Raw genomic sequence first — 25,816 nt, forward strand, 5'->3', positions numbered from 1 at the left:
TGCTGCGCTGACGCAGGCGTCGGAGCAGCAAAACCCTGCCGGGCTGCGCCGCCAAGCGGCCCTTCACCCGCCGGCCGGCCGGCTTTCGGCTGTGCAGTGCCGGCGCCGGATCAGCAGGTACGCGGCCGGCAGCACGAACATGGACAGCAGCGGGGCGGTGATCATGCCGCCCACCATGGGCGCCGCGATGCGCTGCATGACCTCGGAGCCCGTGCCAGCGCCCCACATGATCGGAAGCAGGCCGCCCAGAATCACCGCCACGGTCATGGCCTTGGGCCGCACCCTGAGCACCGCGCCCTCGTGGATTGCTTCGATCAGGTCACCGGCGGAGGTCTTCCCTTCTGCCGTCCGTCTGTCCCAGGCCTGTTTCAGGTAGAGCAGCATGATGACGCCGAACTCTGCCGAGACGCCCGCCAGTGCAATAAAGCCCACCGCACCTGCCACGGACAGGTTGTAGCTCAGCAGATAAAGCAGCCAGATGCCGCCTATCAGTGCAAAAGGCAGGGTGGCCATGATCAGGAAAGCGTCGTCAAAGCGCCTGAAGGTCAGGTACAGGAGCACAAAGATGATCAACAGCGTGAAGGGAACGACCACCTGGAGGCGGGCTGTTGCCCGCTCCAGGAATTCGAACTGGCCCGACCAGGAAATCGAGTAACCCGGCGGCAGCGAAACCTGCGCTGCCACGGCCGCCTGCATGTCCCGGACCGCCGAGCGCAGGTCGCGGCCGCGAATGTCCACATAAACCCATCCCGACAGGCGTGCGTTTTCGCTGCGCAGCATGGGCGGCCCATCGGTGATGCGAATATCGGCGACATCGGAGAGCACCAGCCGCGCGCCGCGTTCATTGACGATGGGCAGGCTGCGCAGCTTTTCCAGTGAGTCGCGGATTTCACGCGGGTAGCGCACATTGATCGGAAAGCGCTGCAGGCCCAGCACCACCTCGCCGCCGCTACCGCCCAGGTTTTCGCCGCCCACAGCTGTCGAGATGACCGATTGCACGTCGGCGACGTTCATGCCATAGCGGGCCGCATCGTCGCGCCGGATGTTGACATCGACGTAGCGGCCGCCCGTCAGCCGCTCGGCCAGTGCGCTGCTCACCCCGGGAACGCCCTTCAGGATCCGCTCGATCTCGCCGGTCGCCCGGTCGATGGTGGCCAGGTCGGCGCCGGCGACCTTCACCCCCACCGGACTTTTGATGCCGGTGGCCAGCATGTCGATGCGGTTACGGATAGGAGGAACCCAGATATTGGCCAGCCCCGGTACCTTGACGATGCGGTCCAGTTCCTCGACCAGCTTGTCCTGCGTCATGCCCGGCCGCCACTCGCCGCGCGGCTTGAACTGGATGGTGGTTTCAAACATTTCCATGGGCGCCGGGTCGGTGGCGGTTTCTGCGCGTCCCGCCTTGCCATACACGCTGAGCACCTCGGGCACGGTTTTGATCAGGCGGTCGGTCTGCTGCAGCAACTCGGCCGCCTTGCCTGCGGACAAGCCCGGCAGGGCCGACGGCATGTAGAGCAGGTCGCCCTCGTCCAGTCGCGGCATGAACTCGCCGCCGATGTGTTGCAGGGGCCACAGACTCAAACCCAGCAGCAGTGCGGCGGCACCCAGCGTGAGTTTGGGCCAGCGCAGCACCAGGTCGAGCAGCGGCTCATACAACCTGATCAGCAGGCGGTTCAGCGGGTTGGCCTTTTCGCCCGGGATGTGGCCGCGGATCAGGTAGCCCATCAGCACCGGGATCAGGGTCACGGACAGGCCGGCTGCAGCCGCCATGGCGTAGGTCTTGGTAAATGCCAGCGGCGAAAACAGCCGCCCCTCCTGGGCTTCCAGCGTGAACACCGGGATGAAGGACAGCGTGATGATGAGCAGCGAGAAAAACAGGGCGGGCCCGACCTCCACCGCAGAGTCGCCAATCACCTTCCAGCGCGCATCCCCGGCAAGCCTGCCGTGCGGATGGTCGTGCGTCCATTGTTCCAGGTGCCGGTGCGCGTTTTCTATCATCACCACCGCCGCATCGACCATGGCCCCGATGGCAATCGCGATGCCGCCCAGCGACATGATGTTCGCGTTGACGCCCTGGTAGTGCATGACGATGAAGGCCGCGAGAATGCCCAGCGGCAGCGAGACAATGGCCACCAGCGCCGAACGCAGGTGGAACAGGAAGATCAGGCACACCACGGCCACCACGGCAAACTCTTCCAGCAGTTTGAAGCCCAGGTTGTCGATGGCCCGCTCGATCAGGCCGGAACGGTCGTAGACCGGAACAATTTCAACACCGCGGGGCAAGCTCGTCTGGAGCTGCCGCAGTTTGGCCTTGACCGCTGCAATGGTTTCCAGCGCATTCTTGCCGGAACGCATCACGATCACGCCGCCGGTCGCTTCGCCTTCGCCGTCCAGCTCGCCAATGCCGCGCCGCATCTCGGGGCCCAGCTGGATGCGCGCCACGTCACCCAGCCTGACCGAGATGCCGGCCTCGGTGGTCACGAGCGGCACCTTGCGGAAATCGTCCAGCGTCTGCAAATAGCCCGAGGCGCGCACCATGTATTCGGCTTCCCCGAGTTCCAGCACCGAACCGCCGCTTTCCTGATTGGCCTTTTGCATGGCCTCCAGCACCCGCGTGTGCGGCAGGCGGTAGGCTGCCAGCTTGTCAGGGTCCAGCACGATCTGGTACTGCCGCACCATGCCACCCACCGAGGCGACCTCGGCCACGTTGGGCACTGTCTTGAGTTCGTATTTCAGGAACCAGTCCTGCAGCGCGCGCAGCTGCGAGGCGTCCTGCGTGCCGCTGCGGTCGACCAGCGCGTACTGGTAGATCCAGCCGACACCGGTTGCATCGGGACCGAGCGAGGCTTTGGCGCCGGCAGGCAGGCGCGACTGCACCTGGTTCAGGTACTCCAGAACGCGCGAACGCGCCCAGTAGAGGTCTGTGCCGTCCTCAAACAACACATAGACAAAAGAATCGCCAAAGAAGGAATAGCCGCGTACCGTTTTGGCGCCCGGTACCGAGAGCATGGTGGTCGTCAGCGGGTAGGTGACCTGGTTTTCCACAATGCGCGGTGCCTGGCCGGGGTAGCTGGTGCGGATGATCACCTGCACATCGGACAGGTCGGGGAGTGCGTCCAGCGGTGTCTTCAGAACCGCGTACACGCCCCAGGCGCTGATCATCAGTGTGGCCAGCAGGACCAGGAAGCGGTTGACGATGGACCAGCGGATCAGGCCGGCAATCATGGTTTGCTCCGTGTTTCCGGTGTAGTCAGCGGACGGATCCCCGTGAGTTGCGCCATGCCTCCGGCATCTATATAGAACTCGAACGTCACGCGGTCGCCTGGCTTGACGTTGCGCGGCATTCCTGCCTCGGGAGGTAGGAACTCCATCGTCATGGCGCCCCATTTCAGCGAAGCAATGGGGCCGTGCGTCAAGGTCACGGCATCCGGTGCAAGCGCATCAACTTTTCCTTCTCCCTGATGGTGAGGCACACCGCTGGCGGCAGCGGCCTTGGCCGGGTCGTTGAGCCGGGCTTCCACACCTTTGAGGCTGGCTTCCGAATCGATCAGGAACTGCGACGACACCACCACCTGCTGGCCGGCCTGCAGCCCGCGCGTGATTTCGGTTTGCCCGCCGCTTTCCATGCCAGTTTCCACCTCCACCGGACGGAAGCGGCCTTCCTTTTCTGCCAGCATGACCACGCTGCGCCGGCCGGTCTGAATCACCGCCTCGGTGGGAACCAGCAGTACCTTGCCGGCGCGTGTGTCCATGAACTGCATTTGCACAAACATGCCGGGTACCAGGCGGTTGCCGGGGTTGGCCAGTTCCAGCCGGGCCTTGAGCGTGCGGGTGTCCGCACTGACCTGCGGCAGGATCGTCTGGACCTGGCCCTTGAACACCTCGCCCGGCACGGCCGGACTTCTGGCCTCAACCCTGGCCCCGGGGTGCAGCAAGGCCGCCCGGCTTTCCGGAACCTCGGCATTCGCCCAGACGGTGGAGAGTCCATTGATGCGGAACAGCGTCGCACCCGGCATCACCGCCATGCCTTCGCGCGCCGCCAGCTCCGTGACGACACCTGCGATGGGCGCAAACAGCGTGATGCGCGCGCGCGGCCGGCCGCTGGTTTCCACCGCGGCAATTTGCGCCTCGCTCATGCCGGCCTGGCGCATGCGCTGGCGCGCGCCATCAACCAGCTCCGCCAGCTGGGAGCCCTGCATGCGGCGCACCGCCAGGAACTCTTCCTGTGCGGCCACCCAGTCGGGAACATGGAGTTCCGCCAGCGGCTGGCCCCGGATGACCTTGTCCAGCGTGGCGCGCACATGCAGGCGTTCCACATAAGCGGTGGCGCGGGCCTGCACCGTGACCTGGTCGCGTTCGTTGAAGGCGATGCTGCCGACCGCCGACAGTTCGGGCGAGAGCGTGCCTTCCGTCACCGGCGCCATGCGTACCCCCAGGTTTTGCTGAACACGGGGGCTTACGGTGACTTTGCCCTGATCGCTGTCTGTATCTGCAAAAACGGGCACCAGCATCATGTCCATGAAGGGGGATTTGGCGGGTTTGTCGAAGCGGCTTCCCGGCACCATGGGGTCGTGGTAGTACAGGACCTTGCGGCCGCTGGCCGGGTCGATGTCGCCTGCCTGGATGCCGGCGCTGATGTGCCGCCGGGTGGCTTGCTCGCCGTCCAGGCTTTGCGGATCCGCGGGCTGCGGGGGTGGGGTACCAGCGGCGGAGCTGGCCGTGTGCGCAGTCGCAGTCATGCCCCGTTTCATTCCCAGCGTGTACAGGCCGTAGCCGCCGGCCAGCACGGTCAATGCGATAGCCAGCGATGCGATGAGGATTTTTCTGGTGTTCATGGCTGGCCTTTCGCGGGTACGGGCGTGTTGACAGGGGCGCTGCTGTCGATGGCGGGGTCCGGCCTCAGGTGGTTGAGCCGCGCCCATAACCGCGCGGTTTCCCGTTCCAGCTCCAGGGCCTGGAGACGGGTGTTGATTTCAGCCTGGCGTGCAGCCAGCACGCTGGCCAGGTCGCCCTTGCCGACGCGGTAGCTGCTCAGGGCGGCCGCCGAACGCTGGCCGGCCACGGGGACCATCTGCTGCCTGTAGCGCCTTGCCCGCTCCTTGCTGGTCTGCCAGTCGTTGAGCAGTGTGCGCACGTCGGCCTCATAGGATTGCAGGGCGTCTTCATGGTTGGCGCGGGCTTCATCGACCTGTGCCAGCCTGGCCGCGATGTCGCGATCCTGGCGATTTTTCCGGTCCCACTGCAAGGGAATCGAGACGCCGATCGAAACCATGTTGGCGTAAGCCGGTCCGCGCTGCAGGTAGGTCGCCTCCAGCGCCCAGTCGGGCTTGGTGTTGGCCTGGGCCAGCCTGAGTTCGGTCTCGGCGGCATCCACCTGCGCAGCCAGCACCGCCAGCGGCGGATGCTGCCGGAGTTCGTCGATGGAAAGCTTGCTTTCCAGGACGGTGTTTTGCCAGTCGGGCGTCCCCGACAGCGGACGGTTGGCCTGCGTGCCGGTCCAGCGCATCAGCATCAGGTCGGCATTTCTGGCCTGGCTGTCCACCTGGCTGAGCCGGTCTTCAATCTCGATCAGCGCCGTGCGTGCGGCAAACACATCGGCCTGCGCACCTTTGCCCTCGCGGAAGGCGATGAGGGCGCCTTGCTCCTGCAGCCGCGTTTCTTCCTGTTGCTGCTGCAGCTGCGTGCGCACGGCCAGCGCGTAATAACGTTCCAGCCACGCCAGGGCCGTGTCACGCTGGATGCCGGCCAGGGCTTGCCGCCGTTGGGCCTGGGCACGCTCGGCATCGCGCTCGAAGCGCTCGGCCTTGAGCTGGCGCTTTTCCGCGCGAGGCAACTCCTGCATGAGACCGATGCGGCGCATGGTCATGAAATCCTGCGTGAGGCTGAGCTGCGCGGGCCCGCTGAGAGGCAGGTTGTCGACGCCCAGCTTGAGCACCGGATCGGGCAACTGGCCAGCCGACACCGCCATGTCGCGCGCCGAGCGGACCAGCGCGTCCTGGGCCTGCACTTGCCGGGAGTGCCGCACGGCAAGTTGCTGCGCTTCCCGCAGGGACAAGGGCGGAGGCGCGGCGCCAGTGGCCCACAGCAGCGGCGCAGCAAGAACCAGCAGGGACGACAGCGCCGCTCCTCGAAGCGGGCGTGCCCAATGAATAACAGCAAATGCAAGCATGAAACCTCCGACGACATGTCAAGCCGGAGCACACCACGTGCTCAGGCGTAAAGCAGGAAGCAGGAGGCTTTAAAGGCGGAGGCAGCAGTGACGCACCGCCACCGACAGCGCAGTGGTGCGCGCCAGCAAGGGGGCTTGCAGGGACACACCCGGCGGCGCCAGGTCCAGCAGACGGGCCAGCGAATAGTCGCTGGTTGCCGCGGCCAGCGAGGCAAGGACAAGAAGCTGGTACTTGTCGGCAGTCTGCAGGTCGGCCTTGCAGTGGGCCGCGCAGAGGCCGGGCTGCTCGTTGTCCATTGCGAGTTCCATGGACTCGGCGCAGGGCATGGCCGCGTGGGCCGCCAGGGCGGCGGCCTGGTTCACTCTGGACTCCAGGGTGCCACCTCCCGGGCAGGCATAGGCGGCCACCGCAAGCTGCATGAACAGCACATTCACCAGCGCGAACAGCACGGTGAACAGGCGCTTGCGGCGGTTCCAGGTCATGGGAGGGGGTCAGGTGAAGTCATGATGAACGGCACAGCGGATTTTAAACGTGGAGGACTGCTTTTTGACAAGGCCGCTCACCGCTGTGACTGATAGGCATCAAACAACTTACTTCGGCTCGAGGGTCAGAACGGTGTACCTGCCGTCGATCTTGTCGGCCGTGAAGCTGACCTTGTCGCCGGCCTTGACCTTGTCGAGCAGGGCTTTGTCCTTGACCTGGAACACCATGCTCATGGGCGGCATGTCCAGGTTCTTGATTTCGCCGTGTTTGAGGGTGATCTTGCCGGCATCCTTGTCGACCTTGCGGACCTCGGCTTCAGAAACAGGCAGGGCGGCCTGCGCGAATGCGGCCGACGTCACGAGGGTGGCGATCAGTGTGGTGAAGTATTTCATGTCAATTTCCTTGAATGCGCTCAGGCGCGATGATAACTTTGATAAACATGGGTCGCGCCGCTGCGGCTGATGAGCACGACGTCATACGGGTCCTTGCGCGTGCCGTACTCGGGGCCATCCATGCCGGGCGAGCCAACCGGCATGCCAGGCACCGACAGGCCGACCGCGGCCGGACGCTCCTTGAGCAGGCGGTGCACCTCGCGGGCCGGTACATGGCCTTCGATGGCATAGCCGCCGACCAGTGCGGTGTGGCAGGAGCCGAGCTTGTCGGGCACGCCCAGCCGCTTGCGGGCAGCGGTGTTGCCGCTGTCGTGCACCTTGACATCGAAACCGTTGGCTTCCATGTGGGCCACCCAGTCCTTGCAGCAACCGCAGTTGGGGTCTTTCCAGACTTCGACCTGCGGCCGGGTCTGTGCCATCAGCGTGGGTGCCAGCAGAGCGGTCCCGGCGAGGCCGGCCATGGCGTGTACAAAAAATCGTCTTTGCATGAGATGCTCCTTGAGTGGTTGGGTGTCGTCGGGGGCTATCGGGTTAACGCGTTAGCGGGTCAGAGGGTTGTCGCGGCGACGCTGATCTTGCCGACCATGCCCGCCTGGTAGTGGCCGGCAATCAGGCAGGCAAAGTCGAACTCGCCGGCACGGTTGAAGGTCCAGATGATGTCGCCGCGCTTGCCCGCGGCGACGTGGGCCATGTAAGGTTCGTCGTGCTGCATGGTGGGGAACTTCAGCATCAGGGCGGCATGTTCTTCGAGTTCCTTTTTAGTGCCAATCACCAGTTCGTGCAACAGCTTGCCTTTATTGCGGATGACAAAACGCACGGTCTCGCCCTGCTTGAAGTCCAGCTTGTCGGGTGTGAAACGCATCTTGTCGTCCATGGTCAGGGTCACGGTGCGCGTGACCGATTTGGCATCGCCGGCGATGCCCCATTCCTTTTGCTCCTTGGCAACCACGGCGGCCTTGCCGGTTTTCGGACCATCTCCATGGGCAATGCTTTGGGTGGTGGCGCCTGCGAGCAGCAGTGCGGCAAGGAGTAAGTGAAGTTGTTTCATGAGACTGTCTCTTTCAAATCAATGGCCGGCATGGCCGGAGGGTTTGCGGATCTGCACTTCGGTCACCGGTCCGGGTGAGGCCGCCGGCATCGCCTTGCTGCCGACACGCGGCCGGGCCGGGGCCGGCAGCGCGCCGGTCCATTCATAGGCGACTTCGCCGGCCGGGTGCTTGTACCAGCCCGGGTCCTTGTAGTCGCCGGGCTTCTGGTTCCTGCGCACCTTGAGCATGCTGAACATGCCGCCCATTTCGACCGGGCCGAACGGGCCGGTGCCGGTCATCATCGGGGCGGTGTTTTCGGGGATCTCCATCTCCATTTCGCCCATGTCGGCCATGCCGCGTTCACCCATGACCATGTAGTCGGGCACGGCCTTCTGCAGTTTCTTGATCAGGCCGCGGTGGTCCACGCCGATCATCGTCGGCACGTCGTGGCCCATGGCATTCATGGTGTGGTGGCTCTTGTGGCAATGAAAGGCCCAGTCGCCTTCCTCATCGGCCAGAAACTCGATCTGCCGCATCTGGCCTACCGCCACGTCGGTGGTCACCTCGTACCAGCGCGTGGATTTGGGGGTGGGGCCGCCGTCGGTGCCGGTCACCAAAAACTCGTGGCCGTGCAGGTGGATGGGGTGGTTGGTCATGGTCAGGTTGCCCATGCGTATGCGCACCTTGTCGCCCTTGCGCACGTTGAGGGTGTCAATGCCCGGAAAGACCCGGCTGTTCCACGACCACAGATTGAAGTCCGTCATCGTCATGATTTTTGGGGTCATGCTGCCGGGGTCGATGTCGTAGGCGTTGAGCAGGAACACGAAGTCGCGGTCCACCTCGTCGATCAGCGGGTGTTTTGCCTTGGGGTGGGTGATCCAGAAGCCCATCATGCCCATGGCCATCTGCGTCATCTCGTCGGCGTGCGGGTGGTACATGAAGGTGCCGGGGCGCCGCGCGACAAACTCGTAGACAAAGGTCTTGCCGACCGGGATGGCCGGCTGCGTCAGGCCCGACACACCGTCCATGCCGTTGGGCAGGCGCTGGCCGTGCCAATGCACGCTGGTGTGTTCGGGCAGCTTGTTGGTGACAAAAATGCGCACCCGGTCGCCTTCCACCACCTCGATGGTCGGGCCGGGGCTTTGCCCGTTGTAGCCCCACATGTTGGCCTTGAAGCCGGGCGCCATCTCGCGCACCACGGGCTCGGCCACCAGGTGAAACTCCTTGACGCCGCTGTTCATGCGCCAGGGCAGGGTCCAGCCGTTGAGCGTGACCACCGGGTTGTAGGGCCGGCCCGTGCTGGGCACCAGCGGCGGCATGGTGTCGGGTTTGTCCTGCAGCACCGGCTCGGGCAGGGCGGCCATGGCGACGCGGCTGACGGCGCTGGCGGCCACCGCGGTGGCTGTGGCAGCGGCGGCACCGGCAAAAAATCGTCTGCGTTCGTTGTTGATGCTCATGTCAATGTCCTTTGGCGTCGCTGCCGCTGGCAGCAGTGCCGGCGGCCAGGGGCGCCATGCCGGCGGAGGTCCCTGTCAGTGTGGTTTGCAGGTCGGTATCGGCCAGCCAGAAGTCGCGCTGCGCTTCAATGCTGGCATTGACCGCAGCGATGGAGGTGCGGGTGTCGGTCAGCAGCTCGAACACGCCCGAGAGCATGCCGTTGTAGCGCAGCAGCAGCTCGTTGTTGATGAACTTGCGCAGCGGCACGACCTCGTCGCGGTAGTGCAGCGCCAGGTCATGGGCGGTGCGCCAGGCGTGGTAACTTTCGCGCGCCTCGGAGCGGGCCTGGACGGCCGTTTCGCGCACACGCGCCACCGACTGCATGTACTGGCCCTGCGCGCGCGCGTTGCTGGCACCGCCCCAGTCGAAAATCGGCAGCGGCAGTTCCAGCTCCCAACCGCGCTTGATCTCCTTGTCACCCGTTGCATTGTCAAACGTGGTGTTGCGGGAATACTTCGCATCGAGGGCATTGATGAAGCCGGTGGTACGGGTCAGGCCCATCGAGTCGGCGACGTAGCCTGCCTGCGCCATGCTGGCGCGCACGTCCAGGCGGTCGCGCAGGGCCCGGGCCTCGATGTCCGGCATCTCCGCCACGGTTTTGGGCAGGTCGGGCAGGCGCTCGCTGAGCGTGAACTGCGTCTGTGCGCCCCACAGGCCCATCAGGCGTATGAGTTTTTCGCGCGCGGCATAGGCCGTGTTCTGGCTGCGCGCCAGCTGCGCGCCGGCATCGGCGACAAAGGCCTGCTCGCGCGCCTGGTTCAGCTTGCTCCAGTTGCCCACGCGTGCCAGGCGCCGCGCCAGCTCGCCGCTGGCTTCGGCTGCCTCCTTGGCGTCTTTCATGTAGCTGGCGGTCTGCTGGGCGGCGACGGCGTGGATCCAGGCCTTGCGCGTGTCGGCGGCGAGCTTGACGACTTCCTGCGCGGCCTGCAGCTTGGCCACCTCATGCTGCTGGCTCTGGTATCTGGCACGCCAGGGCAGGGTGATCAGGCCAATGACATTGAAGCCAATGCCGCGCTCGATTTCCACCTTGCTGCCTTCGACAAAGCGGCCAATCGAGAAATGCGGGTTCGGCAGCGTGCCGGCGCGCACGCGCTCGGCATCGCTGATGCCCAGCGTGGCCATCGACGCGTGGATGCCGGGGTTGTTCAGCAGCGCAATACGCACGGCCGACTCGGCGCTCAGGGGCCCGGCCAGCAGCCGTGCCACCGCTTCGCGGGTTTCCGCGCTGTCGCCGCGCCCGACGGAGGCGTTGATGCCCGCAGTTTTGCCGGCGGTCAGGGCGTTGATGTCGGCCTGGTTGCCGTCGGGCGAGAGGCTGGCACAACCGCCGAGCAGCGTCACGACCAGCAGGGCTGTGGCGGAGGGTTGGAATGTAAACATGGTTGGGCTCAACGTTGGTGCGACGAAGGGGCTGCAGGTTTGGCAGCCTCCGCCGGGGTTGCCGGGGTTGCCGGGTTCGCCGGTGGCGTTTGCTGCTCCCACTTGAGGATGTCGACATGGCCGCGCGTGAAGCGGCCAACCTCGGCGTTGGCCTTCTTCCAGTTCTCGCGCCCGGCTTCCACGCCGGTGGGCAGGTCGGCAAACACGGAGCGATACGGTACCGCCGGCACGGGCGCCGCGGGGTCGCCGGGCTGCAAGGCCGGTGCGCCCTGTGCATGGGCGCTGCCCAGCGGCAGGAGCAGCATGCAAAAAAGGATACGGAAGGTCACAAAAATCTCCTGACGGACAAGCGGGGCGATCGTAAAAATCGCGCGAATCCGGCAAAAAGGGCAGGCTGCCCCGTGCCGGATGGCAAGTACAGACCCACTACGGGCCTGGAAATCAGGAAATGGGTGGTTTTTGGCCCAGCGTCGCGATGACACTGGCAAAGCGGGCGGCCGGCGAATGCGGCAGGACAGGTGAAATGGTGAGGGAAGCGGTGCTGGCGGTCACCGGCGACAGCGCGACCGTGTGGCAGGTCTGGCAGGCGGAACAGGATTCGCAGTGCCCGGCGGCTTCCGGGGCCAGGGGGTCGGAAGTCTGGCCAGAGGCGTGTCCTGCGCAGTCCGGAGGAACCGCCGCCGAATGCAGCATGGGTGCGACCGGCTCGCTGGCCATTTCATGGTCAAAATGAGCGCCAGCCCCTGATTCATGGATGTGAGTAGCTATGAATTCTGTAGCAGGTGCCGCCTGTTGCAGATGGCCGGCGGCCATGCCGGTGGCCATGGCATCGCCCACCCAGCCGCGCAGGAGCAGCAGGAAGATCATGGCGATGAACAGGGGTCGGCGCATAGGTAGATGATACGTTGGAGTTGTGAAAGTTCAAAAGAAGGGTTTCCGGGAGGCCGCTGCGGCCAGCCGGATCAGGTCGCCCAAACGCGCATCAACCGGCATGGGCGCCAACGCGCTGACCGTGGCGCGGCCGCCGGTGGACGGGGCGTGACGCTGTTCATGCCGGCTTCTGCAACAAGCGGCCGGCCCGCAACTCGCGCCGCGCCTGCTGCATCACCGACCAGCCGCCCCAGATCGCCAGGCTGGCCATGACCGCGGCGACGGCCAGGTCGGGCCAGGCGCTCTTGGTCCCGAACACGCCCAGCGCGGCCAGCATCACGGCCAGGTTGCCGATGGCGTCGTTGCGCGAGCACAGCCAGACGCTGCGCATGTTGGCGTCGCCTTCCCGGTACGCATACAACAGGGCGGCGACCGACACGTTGGCGATCAGGGCGAGCAGGCCGATCGCGCCCATGGTCAGGGCCTCGGGCGTACCACCCTGGCTGGCCACCCACCCCGCCCGTGCCAGCACAAACACGCCGAAGGCCAGCATGCTGGAGGCCTTCAACAGCGCCGCACGGGCACGCCAGACCAGGCCCAGGGACAACACCGCCAGGCTCACGCCGTAGTTGGCGGCATCGCCGAAGAAGTCGATCGCATCGGCCAGCAGCGAGACCGAGCCGGAGCGGAAGCCCGCCGCAATTTCCAGCGCAAACATGGCGAAGTTGATGACCAGTGCGATCCAGAGGATTTTCCGGTAGCGCGGGCTGTTGGCCTCGGCGGCGGTGGTGTCGTGGTTGTGATCGCAGCAGTGGGCAGACATTGAGGGATTCTCCAGAAACATCGGGTTGATGGCATGATTGGAAACCCTCAAGTCACTTCAAGGTCAAGCGATGCCTGTGTCAAGTCCCTCTGCCACCGCGGGTTACCAGATCGGTGAAGCCGCGCGGCAAAGCGGCGTCAGCCCCGCGAACATCCGCTTTTATGAGAAGGAAAGCCTGCTCAGCCCGCACGGACGGGGCGACAACAGCTATCGTTTGTATAGCGAAGGCGACGTGCACCAGCTGCGGTTTATCCGCCTGTGCCGGGCCATGGACATGTCGCTGGCCGAGGTGCGCGCGCTGCTGGGGCTGGACCTGAACAACAAGACCGATTGCGCGGCGGCCCGCGACGCGCTGGACGGGCACCTGGGCCATGTGCGCGCGCGCTTGGCGGAGCTGAAGGCGCTGGAGAAGGACCTCAAGGCCTTGCGCAGCCGCTGCGACGGAACTGACGCCCATTGCCACATCATCGAGGCGCTGCACGAGCTGGCCGATGCGCAGGCCGCGGGCCCGGCGGCCCCGGCACCGAAAAAACGCCACGTTTAGCGGCGATGGGTGCGGGTAGGCCCCGCGATAGCGGCCTGCGAACGCTCGGTGCCTACTTCACTTCAAATCTTGCCGTGGCAGGTGGCTTGCCAGCCAGCATCAACACCGCAATGCCTTTGGTCCCTTTACCTACTTTGAAGTTGCCTTTGGCTTCAAGCTTGTCACCGGCGGGGACCAGTTCCACCTCGGATTTTTCGGTGCCATTCAGCAGGGTAACTCTGGCCTTGGCGCCGTCGGGCTTCACGGCTTTGCCGTGGTCGCTGAGGTAAATCTGGATGGCATCGGGCTTGGCGACGATCTCCAGTTCAGCCGCTTTGGTTTCGACCACCATGCCGCCAAATTTGGGCGTATGGGCGTGGCCGCCCGCAGCCATCGCAGTCCAACTGGACAGCGCGAGGCAGGCGGTAAGGGCGAGGCTAAGGGATGTGCGTTTCATGAAATGGCTTTCAGGTTGAGGTTTAACAAAGTTGTGGGGAAATCAAAACGTTTCGGAACCGGAGTCGGCAATCAGAGCCTCTATCGGCTTGCGGCCAAACAGCGCGACCATGGCCGGCGTCAAAAACGAGTCGAGCAGGGTCGAGGTGATCAAGCCCGAGAAAATCACCACCGCCACCGGGTGCAAAATTTCGGTACCCGGCATATCGGCCTCGAACAGCAGCGGGGCCAGAGCCAGGGCGGCCACCAGTGCGGTCATCAGCACCGGCGTCAAGCGCTCCTGCGAGCCGCGCAGTAGCATGGCGTTGCCGAAGTTTTCACCTTCAAAGGCGCACAGATTGATGTAGTGCGACACCTTCAAAATGCCGTTGCGGATTGCAATGCCAGCCAGCGTGATGAAGCCCACCAGCGCCGCCACCGAAAGCGGCTGGCCGGACAGCCACAGCCCCACCACCGCGCCGACCAGCGCCAGCGGAATGTTGGCCATGATGATGGCCGCCAGTACACCGGATCTGTAGCGCGAGTAAAGAATTAAAAAGATCATCGCCACCGAGGCCAGCGACAGCAGGCCGATCAGGCGCGAGGCGTCTTCCTGCGCCTGGAACTGCCCGCCTATCGTGATGAAGTAGCCCTCGGGCAAGGCCGTGCCAGCAATCGACGCCCGCATGTCGGCCACCACTTCGCTCAGCGCCCTGCCCTGGGTGTTGGCCGACAACACGATGCGCCTGCGCCCGTCGTCGCGGCTGACCTGATTGGGGCCGTCGGATTCCTCCACGCTGGCCAGTTGGCTCAGCGGCACACGGCCACCGGGCGTGTCAATCATCAGGTTGCGCAGGCCCTCGATGCCGCGAGAGGCTTCCGGCAGGCGCAGCACCAGGTTGAAGCGGCGGCTGCCTTCGACGATCTGCGTGACTTTTTCACCATCAATCAGCACCTGCAGCTCTTGCAGCAGTTTGGCCGGTGGCAGGCCCAGGCCCAGGGCACGGTCATAGTCCACCTGGATCCTGATTTGCGGCGTCAGCACCTGTTTTTCCACCTCCAGGTCCACCACACCTTCAATGCCCGCGAGCTTTTGCCGCAACGCCGCGGCCTGCGTGCGCAGGGTGTCCAGGTCGTCGCCGAATATCTTGATGGCGATTTGTGAGCGCACGCCCGACAACATGTGGTCGATACGGTGGCTGATCGGCTGGCCGATGCCGATGGCCGCGGGCAGGGTGGCGACGCGGCTACGGATGTCCGCGTAGATCTCTTCCATGCTGCGCTCGCTGCGTTTGAGCTTCAAGTCCAGCTCCGACACATGGACGCCCTCGGCATGTTCATCTAGCTCGGCCCGGCCCGAGCGGCGGCCTACATGTTCCACCTCGGGCAGGCTGGCCAGTGCTTTTTCAGCAATGCTGCCAATGCGGGCCGATTCCGTGAGTGTGGTGCCGGGGTTCAGCCGCAGGCCGACCAGCGCCACGCCTTCGTTGAACGGCGGCAAGAAAGTCGTGGGAAAGAACGGCACTGCTGCCATTGCCAGTGCGGCAGCAACCGCGCCAGCGGTCACCCAGGCGCGAGGACGCCCCAGTACATACGCCAGTGCTCTCGCGTAGCGTGCTTTCAGCCATAGCTGGGCCCTCGTATCTCCATGGTCCAGCCCTTTCATTCCCGGTAACAGGTAATACGCCATCACTGGCGTGAGCGTCACCGACACGAGCATTGATGCAAGCATGGCGACGATGTAGGCCACAGCCAGCGGCTGCATCAAGCGCCCCTCGACACCCGGCAAAAAGAACAGCGGCACCAACACCAGCACAACAATCAAGGTGGCAATCACGATGCCAGAGCGTACTTCCAGTGTGGCCTTGGCAATCAACTCCAGGGGGCCGAGCCGCCTGGTGGGATGCGCGGCGCGGTCCATCTTCAGGCGGCGCAGCACATTTTCCACGCCCACCACGGCATCATCGACCAGCTCGCCGATGGCAATCGTGAGACCGCCCAGCGTCATGGTGTTGATGGAGAAACCGAAATACTTGAAAACCAGCACGGTCGCCATGAACGAAATCGGTATGGCCACCAGCGAAATCACGGTGGTACGAACGTTCAGCAGAAATAAATACAGTACCACCGCCACAACGGCAAACGCCAGCATCAACTTGCCTTTGAGTGTGTTCACCGACGATTCAATAAAGGTAGCCTGGCGCATGGTGACTTTAGGCTCGCCCATGCCTGGGGGCATGCCTTTTTTCAGCTCTGCTATGGCGGCCTCGATTTTTTCCGTCAACTTCACGGTGTCAGCATCGGGCTGCTTCTGAATGCCCAAAATCACCGCCGGCTGGCCGTTCAGGCCCGCATCGCCGCGCTTGATGGCCGGTGCAAACGTGACCTTGGCGACCTGGTTGAGCTGAATCGGTTTGCCGTTTTGAAACGCCACCGGCAGGCGCTCCAGGTCCTGCAGCCGCGTGGTGCGGCCGATGTTGCGGATCAGGTACTCGCGTGAATTGAGTTCGAGAAAGCCGCCACTGGAGTTGCCCGAAAAGCCTTTGAGCGCAGACTCGACGTTTTCCAGATCAACCTTGAGTGCTGCCATGAGCGCGGTGTCGGGTTGCACCTGGTACTGGCGCACCTCGCCGCCAATCGGAACCACCTGGGCCACGCCGGGCAGGGTGAGCAGGCGCGGGCGCATCACGAAGTCGGCGTATTCACGCACCGCCATCGGGCTGATCTTGCTGGTGTCAATCGGCAATGCCAGCAGCATGATCTCGCCCATGACCGAGCTGATTGGCCCCATGCCAACGTGCGTCACGCCCTGCGGTAACTGCTCGCGGGCCAGTTGCAGTCGCTCGCCCACCAATTGGCGGGCGCGGTAGATGTCGGTTTTCCAGTCGAAGGTGACGTAGACGAAAGACAGGCCGACGCTGGAGATCGAGCGTATGCTTTCCACGCCCGGGATGCCGCCCATGGCAATTTCCAGCGGCGCGGTGATCAGTTGCTCGACTTCTTCGGGCGCCATGCCGCCGGCCTCGGCCTGCAGCGTCACCGTGGGTTTGTTCAGGTCGGGGAAGACATCGACCGGCATTTTCACCAGCGTGAGCGCACCGACCAGCAGCAGCACCACCGACAGCACCACCACCATCAGGCGGTTGCCGAGGGCGGCATGAATGAGTTTTTCAAACATGGTGTGTGGCCCTGTTCTCAGCGAACCTGGTTGACCAGTGGCGCACCTTGCGTCACCACCCGGTCACCGGTTTTCAGGCCATCGACAACGGCTGCAGTGCTGCCATCCAGCGGCACCTGGCGCACGGTGCGTGGCGCGAAAAGTTCGGCGCCGGTGTGAATCCATACCATGTCCTGGTTGCTGGCGTTCTTGACCACGGCGCCGGTGGGTATGGCAAAGCCCTTGACCTGGCTTGTGGTCTGCACCGTCACCTTGACCGGCTGGTTGATGGACAGCGGCGGGGCGTTTTTGCCTGGCACGGTGCGAAACACCAGCGGGATCGCGCCCTCGCGCAGGCTGCTGCCCGCGCCCACAAATTGCAGCGGCACGCTGGTGCCGGGGGCCGCGCTGGCGCTGGCCGAAGCGATGTTGGCCGACAGTGCGGCATCAAAGGCACTGGCCTCCACACTCATGCGCGAGGGGTCGACAATTTCAAACAACACTTCGCGCTCATCGACTACCTGACCAGCCACCACGTTGGCGGCGGCAATCACACCGGAGACGGGCGCCACCAGCGCTTCGGTGGCTGACACGCTGCCGGTCACGGCGGCTGCGCGCTGGCGCAGGCTGAGCACGTCGGACTGCGCTGCTTCAATGTCTTTTTGTGGCACCGTGCCTTCGAGTTGCTGCAGCCGGTCCACGCGCCTGCGGGCAAGGTCCAGGCTGGCATTGAGCTCAGCGCTTTGCGCCTGCTGGTTGGCGCGTTCGATGGCGCTGCTGGAGGCACGCACGACTGCGAGGACTTCACCCTTGCGCACCGCCTGCCCGAGTTGCGGCAGGCCGCGCGGTCCGGCTTCAATGCGCCCAGCCTGTGTGGGTTGCACCTTGCCGCCGGCGTTGCTGTCCAGCACCACCCGGCCTGTCAGCTCGACGGTGGTCGGCAGGGACGCTTCTTCGACGCTGATGGTGCGCACGCCGAGTTGCCGCTGGCTCGCCTTGGGCAAAAACACGTCTCCGTCGGTCAGGCGCTGCGGCGTATTGCCGCCTGTGGCGGGCGCGGATTCTTCGCCGTGGTCGTGGCCGGCAGCGGCTTGGGCATCAAAAGTGGCTGTGGCGCCCATCACTAAAGCACCAGCAGCTATAAAAATGCTAGCAACGACTTTTCCGCGCCGACGCTTGAAGACGGCGATGGCCGTCGCCACAAGAAGCAGCGCAGCGCCTGCATAGGCTGCCCAACGCAGCCAGGGCCGCTTCACGCCGGCATGATCGTCTTCAGCGTGCGGGTCTGTAATGACCAGGTCGCCAGCCAGCAGGTCGGTGTCCTTTCCTGCGGCGATGACAAAACTGACGGCCAGCGTGCCCGGCTGGCCCAGCAACTCATGTTTGAAGCTGTAACTGCCGTCCTGCTGGGGCGCGGCGGTTCCTTTGGCTGCACCGGCCTCGACCTCGATCTTCGCGTCGGTGACCGGCTCGTTGCTCGTGTAGCGGTCCAGGTAAATTTTCATCTCCCCGTTCTCGACGACCCCGACCAGCTCGAACAGGTCGGAGTGGCTGCTGATACGCGGTGAGGTGACCGCGCCGGCCGTTGCTGGCGCTTCTGCGCCGTGGTCTCCCGCCGCCCAGGCCGTGGCGAAGAAATTAAACGCTATGAAAAAAATAGCTGCCAGCACTTTCTGGATATGGGCTAGAGGCTTATTTGGCTTGTAAATGGGGTTCATGGGAGCAATCCAAGGGCTTGATTTAATTGGGATACGGCGCGCTGCAGGCCCACACGGGAGCGCGCCAGGGAAAGATCGGCTTCAAACTTTTCGCTGTCGGCGCGCAGGCGGGTCGGCAGGTCGGACTCGCCCAGGCGGTAAGCCTTGGCCACCAGGGCTTGCACCTCGGTGCTCAGGCGCGCGCGTTCGGTCATGCTGGCTTGCGTGCGGCGGGCGGCGTCGAGTTCGGCCAGTGCCGATGCCAGTTCGGTCTGTACCTGCCGCTGGGCAGCATCCAGTTCGGCCTGCGCGGCGTCGAGTTCTGCGCGTGCCGCAGCGATGCGCGGGGCATTGCGGCTGTCGGTACCGAAGGGAATTTTCAGCGCCAGACGCAAGCTGTTCTCGCCCGCGGCGCCGAAGGCCGAACGTTCGCGCGTGACACCTACACCGACTGACATCGGGTCACGCTTGTCGGTTTCGCTCAGCTCGAGCGCCGCTTGCGCCGCCTGGCCCCGCGTCTGTGCGGCCTGTATCGCAGGGTGGTCTGGACCAATGACCGGGTTGGCGGGTGGTAGCGGCTCCTCCAGCGACGGCACGGCGGCCAGCCCGGTAAGGGCCAGCCACTGGTTTTGCAGGCGGGCCAGGGTCTGCCCCGCCTGCTCTTGTCCGCTGGCGGCCTGCGCTACCAAAGACTGTGCCTGCAACTCATCCACGCGCGCGCTGTCGCCGGCTTTCACGCGGCGTTGCACATCCTGCGCCAACGCCAGCGCCTCGCCGTGTTTGCGTTGAGCCAAGTCGCGTTCGGTACGCGCCACAGCCAAGCTGGCGGCCGCTTCGCGCACCTCTGCAGCAAGTTTCAGCCGCGCCACCAGCTGCTGTGGTTCGAAACCCAAGCGCAGCGCTGCAAGCTCACGCTGGGTGGCGCCGCGCACGCCGGGGCTCCAGACCGGGAATTCCAGCTCGGCTTCGTATTCCAGTAAGCCGCCGTTGTTGTTGAAGCGGTCGCTGCGTTGCGCCAGCAGGGCGCTGGGCGAGCCGTTGATCCAGGACGAAGCGGCGCGTTCCCGGGCCTGCAGTTGCGCGCGGCGGCTGTCGGCGCTGCGGGCCGCCGGGCTCAGGGCCCAGGCGGCATCGAGTGCCTCGCGCAGGTTGGGGCCGCTGCGCGCCGGGGCGGTGGCTTCCGGGCCAGGGGGTAGTGGCAAGGGGGACGTTTGTGCGGTCGCGGCGGCAACAAAGGCAGACGCCAGCACCAGGGCCGCACAGGCCGGCTGTGCCAGGCAGAAGGGGGAAAAGTAAGGCAAGAGCGTTCTCCGAAGTGACTGAAACTTCGGCGAACATTTGCGCGAGGGCGGATGGAAAAAAAGAGTTTAAGCGCCCGTCAGCTCAAAGGTTCACCACAGATGGCGTGGTGAACTTCCATTTGGGGCGCTCGATGCTGTTGGGCTGCTCGCGGCTGGCCCAGGCCTGCCGCGTGGGCAGCGGGGCGCCGACGCTCGCATCGGTGTAACGGAACTGGGCAGCCAGCATGCCGGTCGTGTGGCCATGGCCGCAGTGGCTATGGCTACAGGACTCGGTGTGGCCATGTTCATGGGTCATGCCGGATTTTTCAGCGGCCTCTGCGCCGGCCAGTTGGGCCTCCACGGCGTGGGCGGCGATGTGGCCGAGTTCCTGCGCGGCGTCGGCCGCTGCGTGGGCATGGGCGCCGCTCGACAGCAGCGCCAGCCAGACGATCAGGACGTGACAAATAAAACGTTTCACGGGCGCCATGCTAACAGCCGGCAAAGTCCCCGCGGCGCGTAAGGGATGAATCAAGGCCGGCAAACTGCTGCTGATGCGTGCTGGCCTCAGCGCAATTCCTCGCACGAGCTGGCCGATGCGCAGGCCGCGGGCCCGGCGGCCCCGGCACCGAAAAAACGCCACGTCTAGCGGGTGTGGTCCCGCGGGCCGGCCAGCGCTGCCAGGCGTTCGATGAGCACATCGGCCCCGGTGTAGCCGCTGGCCAGCAACTGGGCCTGGCCATCCCGCACGGCCAGCAGTGCGGGAAAGCCGCGTATGCCCCAGCGCTGCGCCTGCGAAAAATCGTCTCTGGTCTGCTGGCGCATGGCTTCACTCTCGACGTCGCGCAGGAAGTCAATGTGGCCCCAGGCCTCCTGGGTGCGGCCACGCAGCTCGTCCCAGATTTCAGCGAGCACCGCCGCCTTGGTGACGTCGCGTCCCTGCGCATAAAAGGCCTGCTGGATCGCGTGGTACATGCGCAGGGCCAGCGCCGGCGCGTGCCGGCGCACCGTGACGACCGCACGGCAGGCCGGCTCGGTGTCGTAGATGAAGTCCTCGCGTTCGAACAGCGCCTGTGAAAACGGCTGGCCGGAGCGCCTGCCGACTTCTGCCCAGGCGTTGCGCAGCTTGTCCTTCAGCGCGGCGTCCATCACCTGCGTGTTGTAGGCGCGCAGGCCGCCCAGCACCAGCTGCACCGGCACCTCGGGAAAGCGCGCCAGCAACTGCCCCAGCGGCACGCCAAAACCGTAACACCAGGAGCACATCGGGTCGCCGACATAAATCAGGGTGACAGCAGGAGCAGGAGCAGAAGTTGGAGCAGGCGTCGGCGTTGGCGTGTTCATGGGCTGGTCTTGTCAAGCAGGGTCTGGGCCTTGTCCACCCACAGCTGCAGGCTGTCCAGCAGTTCCTTCTGGCTGAACGAGCAACTTTCTTCGCTGAAGAGGGCACTGGACTCGAGCCTGTCGAGCAACTGCTGCAGCACCTCCGCATACCTTGCCGGAAGTGCCGCTTGCAGCGCCGTCTGGCTTTGCGCGAGCCGGGAAAACGCCGGTATGCCCAGCGCATCGCTGCGCAACTGCTGCAAGGCAGTGGCCAGGCTGGCGAGCTGGTCACGGGCCGTCATGGCGATCCGGTGGCGGCACCGGCCACAGGCCGGACCTGCGCCGGTTCAAACGCCAGCGTCAGCAGCGCCAGCAGGCCGAAGGGCACGCCCACCCAGCCCAGTTGCGACAGAGGAAGGTGGTCCAGCATGGCGCCGCTGATGACGGCGCCCAGTGCCGTGCCCACATACAACATGGAGCCGTTCAGGCTCAGCAGCAGCGGCGCCTGGGCCGGTGCCATGCCGGCCAGGCGGCTTTGCTGCGGCGCCATCACGCCGAAACCGGCGATGCCCCAGACGACGAGTGTCGCCATGGTCGCATAGAGGTGGCCGCGCGTGAGCGGCAGCACGGCCATGGTGGTCACCAGCACCGCCAGTTGAACGCGCATGGTGGGCAGGGAGCCGAAGCGGTCGTTGGCCCAGCCGCCCGACAGCGTGCCGGCCACGCCGGCCAGACCGAACACCGCCAGCGTGATGGACAGCTGCGTGGAACTCAGGGGGTTGAGCGCCTGCAGCACCGGGCCGATGTAGGCAAACACGCTGAAAATCGCCACGAAATAAAGCAGCGTGCGCAGCCAGGTGCGCAGCACGGCGGGCTGCCGCGCCGCTACGCCGAAGCCGGAGAAATTGGCGCCGGCCGAGGCCAGGTTGGCGGGCAGCAGCCAGCTGGCCGCCACCAGCGCCGCCAAGCTGGCGCCTGCCGAGAGCCAGACCGGCACGCGCCAGCCGTATTCAAAGCCGAGCCAGGCACCGACCGGCACGCCCACCGCATAGCTGATGCTCATGCCCAGAAAGGTGATGGACAAGGCCCGGCCGCGCAGTGCCGGCGCCACCAGGCTGACGGCCAGCGCCGAGGCCGCGGCGCTGAACATCGCGCCGGCGCCCATCAGCACCCGGCCCAGCAGCAGCATGACGAGGCTGCCCGACAGTGCGCACACCAGGCAGCCGGCGGCAAACAGGGCCAGGGCCAGCTGCACCGCACGTTTGCGCGGCCAGCGTGCGGTGGCAATGATCAGCACCGGCGCCAGCAGCGCGGTGGACACCGCGTAGGCCGTCATGGCCTGACCGGCCGCGGCCAGGCTGATGTGGAGCGACTCGCTCAGCGGCACCAGAATGCCGCCCAGCACAAAGGCGCCACTGCCGATGACCAGGTTGCACAGGGCGAAGAGATAAAGAACAGGCGGCATGGTTGCAGGTGGGCAAACAGCACCCGGGCGTTTTGACGTGCACCGGGCAAGTTCTGAAAAATAATCAATGAAACGGGTCTCAGCCCAATAAATACGGACGCAGGCTGCTATGAAAAGTAGAGTGCCTGCACGCCGGCTATTTGCTGATTGTGCCCGGATGGCGCCAAACGCGCGCGGCTTTGGGTTGGCCGCGCGGTGGGAGTGGCGGGGACGCCAGGGGGCGGAGTCCCGGCCGTCAATCGAGCCTGGCGCCCGACGCCTTGACCGCCTGAGCCCAGCGCGGCATTTCCGCGGAGAGGAATTTGCCGAACTCCTCGCTGCCCATGAAGGCCGGGTCGGCGCCTTGGGTGATCATGCGGTTGCGGACCTCGGCGCTGGTCATGACCTGTTTGAAGGCATCGCTCAGTTTCGCGGTGACGTCCGCGGGCAACCCGGCCGGCGCCAGAAAGCCGTAAAAGCCGACCACTTCGAAATTTTTGATGCCCGACTCCATGACGGTGGGCACATCGGGCAGGGCCGGGTTGCGCGCCTTGCTGGTGACGGCCAGGGCACGCACCTTGCCCTGCTTGTGGTACGCGGCCGCCTGCGGAATCGACTCGCCCATGAACTGCACCTGGCCGCCCATCAGGTCGGTGAAGGCCGGGGCACTGCCGCGGTAGGGAATGTGCACCATGAACAGCCCGGTGGCGTTCTTGAACATTTCGGGCACCAGGTGGCTGATGCCGCCATTGCCGGCCGAGCCGTAGTTGATCTGGCCGGGGCGCGCGCGGGCGTAGTCGACAAATTCCTTCAGCGTGTTGACCGGCAGTTTGGGATTGACCAGCAGGGCCAGCGGCTGCATGGCGGTGCGGGCGATTGGCGTGAAGTCGCGCAGCGTGCTGTAGGGCAGCCGCGTGTACAGCGCCGGGTTGATGACCATCACGCCGGTGTTGGCCAGCATCAGGGTGTAGCCGTCGGGTGGGGCCTTCATCACGTCCTGCGCCCCGACCGTGCCGCCGGCGCCCGACTTGTAGTCGATGATGACCGGCTGCCCCAGCACGGCCTGCAGCCGTTCGGTCAGCAGGCGTGCATGCTGGTCCAGCGGCCCGCCCGCCGGAAAACCGATCACCACGCGGATGGGCTTGTCGGGAAAGGCGGCCAGCGCTGCGGACGCGGCCAGCGCGGAGGCAGCGACCAGGCAGGCCTTGATCAGCGTCCGTGGCCGCAGGGTGGGGAACAGGGCGTGGGCGGAAAAAAAGCGCATGGTGTTTCTTGGTGGTGTGGCCAGCCGGGAAATCGCAGCCGGCGCGGGCGGTGGAGGCAACGCTCCCGGCCCGGCCGCTGGCTGCGCGCAGGGTTTCATCATAGTCAGGCGAGGTCGCTCAGGCGACACTGTTTTATCAGGAGCTTCCCCGATGGACGGGCGGTACAGGTGGAGTAGGCTGTAGCTTCAATTTCCTGCAATCTGGAGCCCGATTTGTCCGACCCGAAAACAGCTGCAATGGCAGCTAGCAAAAGCGCCGTCCCGCATACCCTGCATTACAAGGTCTGGCCCAAGCGCCTGCCGCACCGCATCACGGCACCGGCCACTTCGTTGTGGCACAACCTGGCGGTCAGCGCGCTGCGTTACCCGAACAAGGCGGCGCTGGTGTTTTTCGGGCGCGTCTTCACCTATGCCGAGGTGCTGGACAAAGCCGAGCGCCTGGCGGCCACGCTGCACGACATGGGTGTCAAAAAAGGCGACCGGGTGGTGCTGAACATGCAGAACTGCCCGCAATGGGTGATTGCCCACTTTGCCATCCTGCGGGCCAATGCCGTGGTGGTGCCGGTCAACCCGATGAACCGCGCCGAAGAGCTCAAGCACTACATCATCGACCCGGACGCCCGGGTGGCCATCACCGCGGCGGACCTGGCGCCCGAACTGGTCAAGGCCAACAGCCAGCTACCGCCCGGGCAGCAACTGCAACACCTGATCGTCACGCATTACAGCGATGCTTTTGATCTACAGGCCGAAGCGGCAGCATTGCCGCCGGCCTGGCAGGAGTGGCTGGGCACGCAGCACCCGGCACCGGCGGCCGGTGATTGCCAGGTCATGTCCTGGGCCGAGGCGCTGGCGCAGGGCGCGCAGGGCCGGCTGCCCGACCACACCGCCACGCCGCAGGACCTGGCGGTGCTGCCTTACACCAGCGGCACCACCGGCCTGCCCAAGGGCTGCATGCACACCCATGCCAGCATCATGCACAACGCGGTGGCCAGCAGCCTGTGGGGCAACAGCACGCCGGAAAACACCGTGCTCTCGGTCGTGCCCATGTTCCACATCACCGGCATGGTGTCGGTCATGCATGCCTCGATCTACGGCGGCGCCACGCTGGTCATCATGCCGCGCTGGGACCGCGAACTGGCGGGCCGGCTGATCTCCACATGGCGCGTGACCCACTGGACCAACATCCCGACCATGGTGATCGACCTGCTGGCCAGCCCGAACTTTGCAGAGTTTGATTTGAGCAGCCTGGTCTATATCGGCGGCGGCGGCGCGGCCATGCCGCAGGCCGTGGCCCAGCGCCTGTGGGAGCAGTACGGCCTGCGTTTTGCCGAAGGTTATGGCCTGACGGAAACCGCCGCACCCTCGCACAGCAACCCGCCCGACGCCACCAAGCAGCAGTGCCTGGGCGTGCCTTTTCTCAATGTCGATGCACGCGTGATCGACCCCTTGACACTGGAGGAAATGCCGCTGGGCGAGCAGGGCGAAATCATCATGTGCGGGCCGCAGAATTTCTCCGGCTACTGGAAGCGGCCCGAGGCCACCGAGGCAGCCTTCATCGAGATCGACGGCAAGCGCTTCTTCCGCTCGGGCGACCTCGGGCGCGTCGATGAAGAGGGCTACTTCTTCATCACCGACCGGCTCAAACGCATGATCAACGCGTCGGGCTTCAAGGTCTGGCCGGCCGAGGTGGAGGCGTTGATGTTCAAGCACCCGGCCATCCAGGAGGCCTGCATCATTTCCACGCGCGACGCCTACCGCGGCGAGACCGTCAAGGCCGTGGTGGTGCTGCGGCAAAGCCACAAGGGACAGGTCAGCGAGGCCGACATCATCGACTGGTGCAAGGAGAACATGGCGGCCTACAAGTACCCGCGTGTCGTGCAGTTTGTCGATGCCCTGCCGAAAAGCGGCTCGGGCAAGGTGATGTGGCGGACCCTGCAGGAGGCGGAAGGCGCCACCGCCTGAGGTTTTTGAATAAAAAGTGCCTGCAGCCCTTTATTGGCGCTCGCAGGCAGCTATCAAAACAAGAGCGTCCTGGAGGGCTCGGCGCGCGGCCGGC

Annotated in this window: 24 protein-coding genes; 3 read left to right on the top strand and 21 right to left on the bottom strand. The window is 65.2% G+C overall.

Features of this window, described 5'->3' with window-relative positions:
- Nucleotides 1-63 precede the first annotated feature (63 nt).
- From B7G53_RS12535 to B7G53_RS12585, 11 genes are all read right to left on the bottom strand, one after another.
- The gene (locus B7G53_RS12535) at nucleotides 64-3,225 is read right to left on the bottom strand and encodes an efflux RND transporter permease subunit (protein ID WP_096668104.1); all 3,162 of its coding nucleotides are present in this window, start codon (nucleotides 3,223-3,225) and stop codon (nucleotides 64-66) included.
- Nucleotides 3,222-4,835 (bottom strand): efflux RND transporter periplasmic adaptor subunit, encoded by a 1,614-nt coding sequence (locus B7G53_RS12540; protein ID WP_096668106.1) that lies wholly within the window; start codon nucleotides 4,833-4,835, stop codon nucleotides 3,222-3,224. Before B7G53_RS12540 ends, B7G53_RS12535 begins: the two co-directional genes overlap by 4 nt.
- Nucleotides 4,832-6,169, bottom strand: a complete 1,338-nt coding sequence (locus B7G53_RS12545) for a TolC family protein (protein ID WP_096668108.1) — start codon at nucleotides 6,167-6,169, stop codon at nucleotides 4,832-4,834. Before B7G53_RS12545 ends, B7G53_RS12540 begins: the two co-directional genes overlap by 4 nt.
- A gap of 69 nt (nucleotides 6,170-6,238) precedes the next feature.
- Complete coding sequence (locus B7G53_RS12550) at nucleotides 6,239-6,652, bottom strand: hypothetical protein (RefSeq protein WP_096668110.1); 414 nt, start codon at nucleotides 6,650-6,652, stop codon at nucleotides 6,239-6,241.
- 108 nt (nucleotides 6,653-6,760) lie between these two features.
- Nucleotides 6,761-7,045 carry a copper-binding protein gene (locus B7G53_RS12555; RefSeq protein ID WP_096668112.1) on the bottom strand — a complete coding sequence of 95 codons (285 nt, stop codon included), beginning with the start codon at nucleotides 7,043-7,045 and terminating at the stop codon, nucleotides 6,761-6,763.
- 20 nt (nucleotides 7,046-7,065) lie between these two features.
- On the bottom strand, nucleotides 7,066-7,533 hold the full coding sequence (locus tag B7G53_RS12560; RefSeq protein WP_096668114.1) for a DUF411 domain-containing protein: 468 nt from the start codon (nucleotides 7,531-7,533) through the stop codon (nucleotides 7,066-7,068).
- 59 nt (nucleotides 7,534-7,592) lie between these two features.
- The gene (locus tag B7G53_RS12565; protein WP_096668116.1) at nucleotides 7,593-8,093 is read right to left on the bottom strand and encodes a cupredoxin domain-containing protein; all 501 of its coding nucleotides are present in this window, start codon (nucleotides 8,091-8,093) and stop codon (nucleotides 7,593-7,595) included.
- A gap of 18 nt (nucleotides 8,094-8,111) precedes the next feature.
- Nucleotides 8,112-9,530, bottom strand: coding sequence for a multicopper oxidase family protein (locus tag B7G53_RS12570; RefSeq protein WP_096668118.1), 1,419 nt, complete (start codon nucleotides 9,528-9,530; stop codon nucleotides 8,112-8,114).
- A gap of 1 nt (nucleotide 9,531) precedes the next feature.
- Complete coding sequence (locus tag B7G53_RS12575) at nucleotides 9,532-10,950, bottom strand: TolC family protein (RefSeq protein ID WP_096668120.1); 1,419 nt, start codon at nucleotides 10,948-10,950, stop codon at nucleotides 9,532-9,534.
- 8 nt (nucleotides 10,951-10,958) lie between these two features.
- On the bottom strand, nucleotides 10,959-11,279 hold the full coding sequence (locus tag B7G53_RS12580; protein ID WP_141396329.1) for a hypothetical protein: 321 nt from the start codon (nucleotides 11,277-11,279) through the stop codon (nucleotides 10,959-10,961).
- 112 nt (nucleotides 11,280-11,391) lie between these two features.
- Nucleotides 11,392-11,841 carry a hypothetical protein gene (locus tag B7G53_RS12585; RefSeq protein WP_096668124.1) on the bottom strand — a complete coding sequence of 150 codons (450 nt, stop codon included), beginning with the start codon at nucleotides 11,839-11,841 and terminating at the stop codon, nucleotides 11,392-11,394.
- A 22-nt stretch (nucleotides 11,842-11,863) separates the two neighbouring features.
- Here B7G53_RS12585 and B7G53_RS23210 point away from each other — a divergent pair, with 22 nt between their 5' ends.
- Nucleotides 11,864-11,992, top strand: coding sequence for a hypothetical protein (locus tag B7G53_RS23210; protein ID WP_255249997.1), 129 nt, complete (start codon nucleotides 11,864-11,866; stop codon nucleotides 11,990-11,992).
- Nucleotides 11,993-11,998: 6 nt separating this feature from the next.
- On the opposite strand, the gene B7G53_RS12590 is transcribed toward B7G53_RS23210, so the two are convergent.
- Nucleotides 11,999-12,643, bottom strand: a complete 645-nt coding sequence (locus B7G53_RS12590) for a cation transporter (RefSeq protein WP_096668126.1) — start codon at nucleotides 12,641-12,643, stop codon at nucleotides 11,999-12,001.
- A 70-nt stretch (nucleotides 12,644-12,713) separates the two neighbouring features.
- Here B7G53_RS12590 and B7G53_RS12595 point away from each other — a divergent pair, with 70 nt between their 5' ends.
- Nucleotides 12,714-13,187 (top strand): Cd(II)/Pb(II)-responsive transcriptional regulator, encoded by a 474-nt coding sequence (locus B7G53_RS12595; protein ID WP_096668128.1) that lies wholly within the window; start codon nucleotides 12,714-12,716, stop codon nucleotides 13,185-13,187.
- A 52-nt stretch (nucleotides 13,188-13,239) separates the two neighbouring features.
- Here B7G53_RS12595 and B7G53_RS12600 read toward each other — a convergent pair whose 3' ends face one another.
- From B7G53_RS12600 to B7G53_RS12640, 9 genes are all read right to left on the bottom strand, one after another.
- On the bottom strand, nucleotides 13,240-13,623 hold the full coding sequence (locus B7G53_RS12600; protein ID WP_096668130.1) for a hypothetical protein: 384 nt from the start codon (nucleotides 13,621-13,623) through the stop codon (nucleotides 13,240-13,242).
- A gap of 42 nt (nucleotides 13,624-13,665) precedes the next feature.
- Nucleotides 13,666-16,779 carry an efflux RND transporter permease subunit gene (locus tag B7G53_RS12605; protein WP_096668132.1) on the bottom strand — a complete coding sequence of 1,038 codons (3,114 nt, stop codon included), beginning with the start codon at nucleotides 16,777-16,779 and terminating at the stop codon, nucleotides 13,666-13,668.
- Nucleotides 16,780-16,796: 17 nt separating this feature from the next.
- Complete coding sequence (locus tag B7G53_RS23215; protein ID WP_255249998.1) at nucleotides 16,797-18,476, bottom strand: efflux RND transporter periplasmic adaptor subunit; 1,680 nt, start codon at nucleotides 18,474-18,476, stop codon at nucleotides 16,797-16,799.
- Nucleotides 18,473-19,756, bottom strand: a complete 1,284-nt coding sequence (locus B7G53_RS12615) for a TolC family protein (protein ID WP_096668134.1) — start codon at nucleotides 19,754-19,756, stop codon at nucleotides 18,473-18,475. The genes B7G53_RS23215 and B7G53_RS12615 overlap by 4 nt, the downstream gene beginning before the upstream one ends.
- Nucleotides 19,757-19,838: 82 nt before the next feature.
- Entirely contained in the window at nucleotides 19,839-20,213 is a 375-nt protein-coding gene (locus tag B7G53_RS12620; RefSeq protein WP_141396330.1) for a hypothetical protein, read from the bottom strand.
- A 164-nt stretch (nucleotides 20,214-20,377) separates the two neighbouring features.
- Complete coding sequence (locus tag B7G53_RS12625) at nucleotides 20,378-21,073, bottom strand: DsbA family protein (RefSeq protein WP_096668138.1); 696 nt, start codon at nucleotides 21,071-21,073, stop codon at nucleotides 20,378-20,380.
- Nucleotides 21,070-21,354 carry a hypothetical protein gene (locus B7G53_RS12630; protein ID WP_096668140.1) on the bottom strand — a complete coding sequence of 95 codons (285 nt, stop codon included), beginning with the start codon at nucleotides 21,352-21,354 and terminating at the stop codon, nucleotides 21,070-21,072. The genes B7G53_RS12625 and B7G53_RS12630 overlap by 4 nt, the downstream gene beginning before the upstream one ends.
- A complete protein-coding gene (locus tag B7G53_RS12635; protein ID WP_096668142.1) occupies nucleotides 21,351-22,517 on the bottom strand; it encodes an MFS transporter in 1,167 nt (388 codons plus the stop codon). The genes B7G53_RS12630 and B7G53_RS12635 overlap by 4 nt, the downstream gene beginning before the upstream one ends.
- A 235-nt stretch (nucleotides 22,518-22,752) precedes the next feature.
- Nucleotides 22,753-23,724 (bottom strand): Bug family tripartite tricarboxylate transporter substrate binding protein, encoded by a 972-nt coding sequence (locus B7G53_RS12640; RefSeq protein ID WP_096668219.1) that lies wholly within the window; start codon nucleotides 23,722-23,724, stop codon nucleotides 22,753-22,755.
- 273 nt (nucleotides 23,725-23,997) lie between these two features.
- Between B7G53_RS12640 and B7G53_RS12645 the strand changes: the two genes are divergently transcribed.
- Entirely contained in the window at nucleotides 23,998-25,722 is a 1,725-nt protein-coding gene (locus B7G53_RS12645) for a long-chain fatty acid--CoA ligase (RefSeq protein WP_096668144.1), read from the top strand.
- Nucleotides 25,723-25,816: the final 94 nt, after the last annotated feature.

The sequence above is a fragment of the Polaromonas sp. AET17H-212 genome (assembly GCF_002379085.1).
Taxonomy (GTDB): domain Bacteria; phylum Pseudomonadota; class Gammaproteobacteria; order Burkholderiales; family Burkholderiaceae_C; genus Polaromonas.

What these genes read in the sequence shown, in the direction of transcription:
- B7G53_RS12545 (WP_096668108.1), bottom strand. Translation starts at nt 6,169, where the DNA reads ATGCTTGCATTTGCTGTTATTCATTGGGCACGCCCGCTTCGAGGAGCG.
- B7G53_RS12540 (WP_096668106.1), bottom strand. Translation starts at nt 4,835, where the DNA reads ATGAACACCAGAAAAATCCTCATCGCATCGCTGGCTATCGCATTGACC.
- B7G53_RS12645 (WP_096668144.1), top strand. Translation starts at nt 23,998, where the DNA reads ATGGCAGCTAGCAAAAGCGCCGTCCCGCATACCCTGCATTACAAGGTC.
- B7G53_RS12575 (WP_096668120.1), bottom strand. Translation starts at nt 10,950, where the DNA reads ATGTTTACATTCCAACCCTCCGCCACAGCCCTGCTGGTCGTGACGCTG.
- B7G53_RS12605 (WP_096668132.1), bottom strand. Translation starts at nt 16,779, where the DNA reads ATGTTTGAAAAACTCATTCATGCCGCCCTCGGCAACCGCCTGATGGTG.
- B7G53_RS12535 (WP_096668104.1), bottom strand. Translation starts at nt 3,225, where the DNA reads ATGATTGCCGGCCTGATCCGCTGGTCCATCGTCAACCGCTTCCTGGTC.
- B7G53_RS12600 (WP_096668130.1), bottom strand. Translation starts at nt 13,623, where the DNA reads ATGAAACGCACATCCCTTAGCCTCGCCCTTACCGCCTGCCTCGCGCTG.
- B7G53_RS12635 (WP_096668142.1), bottom strand. Translation starts at nt 22,517, where the DNA reads ATGCCGCCTGTTCTTTATCTCTTCGCCCTGTGCAACCTGGTCATCGGC.
- B7G53_RS12585 (WP_096668124.1), bottom strand. Translation starts at nt 11,841, where the DNA reads ATGCGCCGACCCCTGTTCATCGCCATGATCTTCCTGCTGCTCCTGCGC.
- B7G53_RS12595 (WP_096668128.1), top strand. Translation starts at nt 12,714, where the DNA reads ATGCCTGTGTCAAGTCCCTCTGCCACCGCGGGTTACCAGATCGGTGAA.
- B7G53_RS12625 (WP_096668138.1), bottom strand. Translation starts at nt 21,073, where the DNA reads ATGAACACGCCAACGCCGACGCCTGCTCCAACTTCTGCTCCTGCTCCT.
- B7G53_RS12630 (WP_096668140.1), bottom strand. Translation starts at nt 21,354, where the DNA reads ATGACGGCCCGTGACCAGCTCGCCAGCCTGGCCACTGCCTTGCAGCAG.
- B7G53_RS12570 (WP_096668118.1), bottom strand. Translation starts at nt 9,530, where the DNA reads ATGAGCATCAACAACGAACGCAGACGATTTTTTGCCGGTGCCGCCGCT.
- B7G53_RS23215 (WP_255249998.1), bottom strand. Translation starts at nt 18,476, where the DNA reads ATGAACCCCATTTACAAGCCAAATAAGCCTCTAGCCCATATCCAGAAA.
- B7G53_RS12590 (WP_096668126.1), bottom strand. Translation starts at nt 12,643, where the DNA reads ATGTCTGCCCACTGCTGCGATCACAACCACGACACCACCGCCGCCGAG.
- B7G53_RS12560 (WP_096668114.1), bottom strand. Translation starts at nt 7,533, where the DNA reads ATGCAAAGACGATTTTTTGTACACGCCATGGCCGGCCTCGCCGGGACC.
- B7G53_RS12565 (WP_096668116.1), bottom strand. Translation starts at nt 8,093, where the DNA reads ATGAAACAACTTCACTTACTCCTTGCCGCACTGCTGCTCGCAGGCGCC.
- B7G53_RS12555 (WP_096668112.1), bottom strand. Translation starts at nt 7,045, where the DNA reads ATGAAATACTTCACCACACTGATCGCCACCCTCGTGACGTCGGCCGCA.
- B7G53_RS12550 (WP_096668110.1), bottom strand. Translation starts at nt 6,652, where the DNA reads ATGACCTGGAACCGCCGCAAGCGCCTGTTCACCGTGCTGTTCGCGCTG.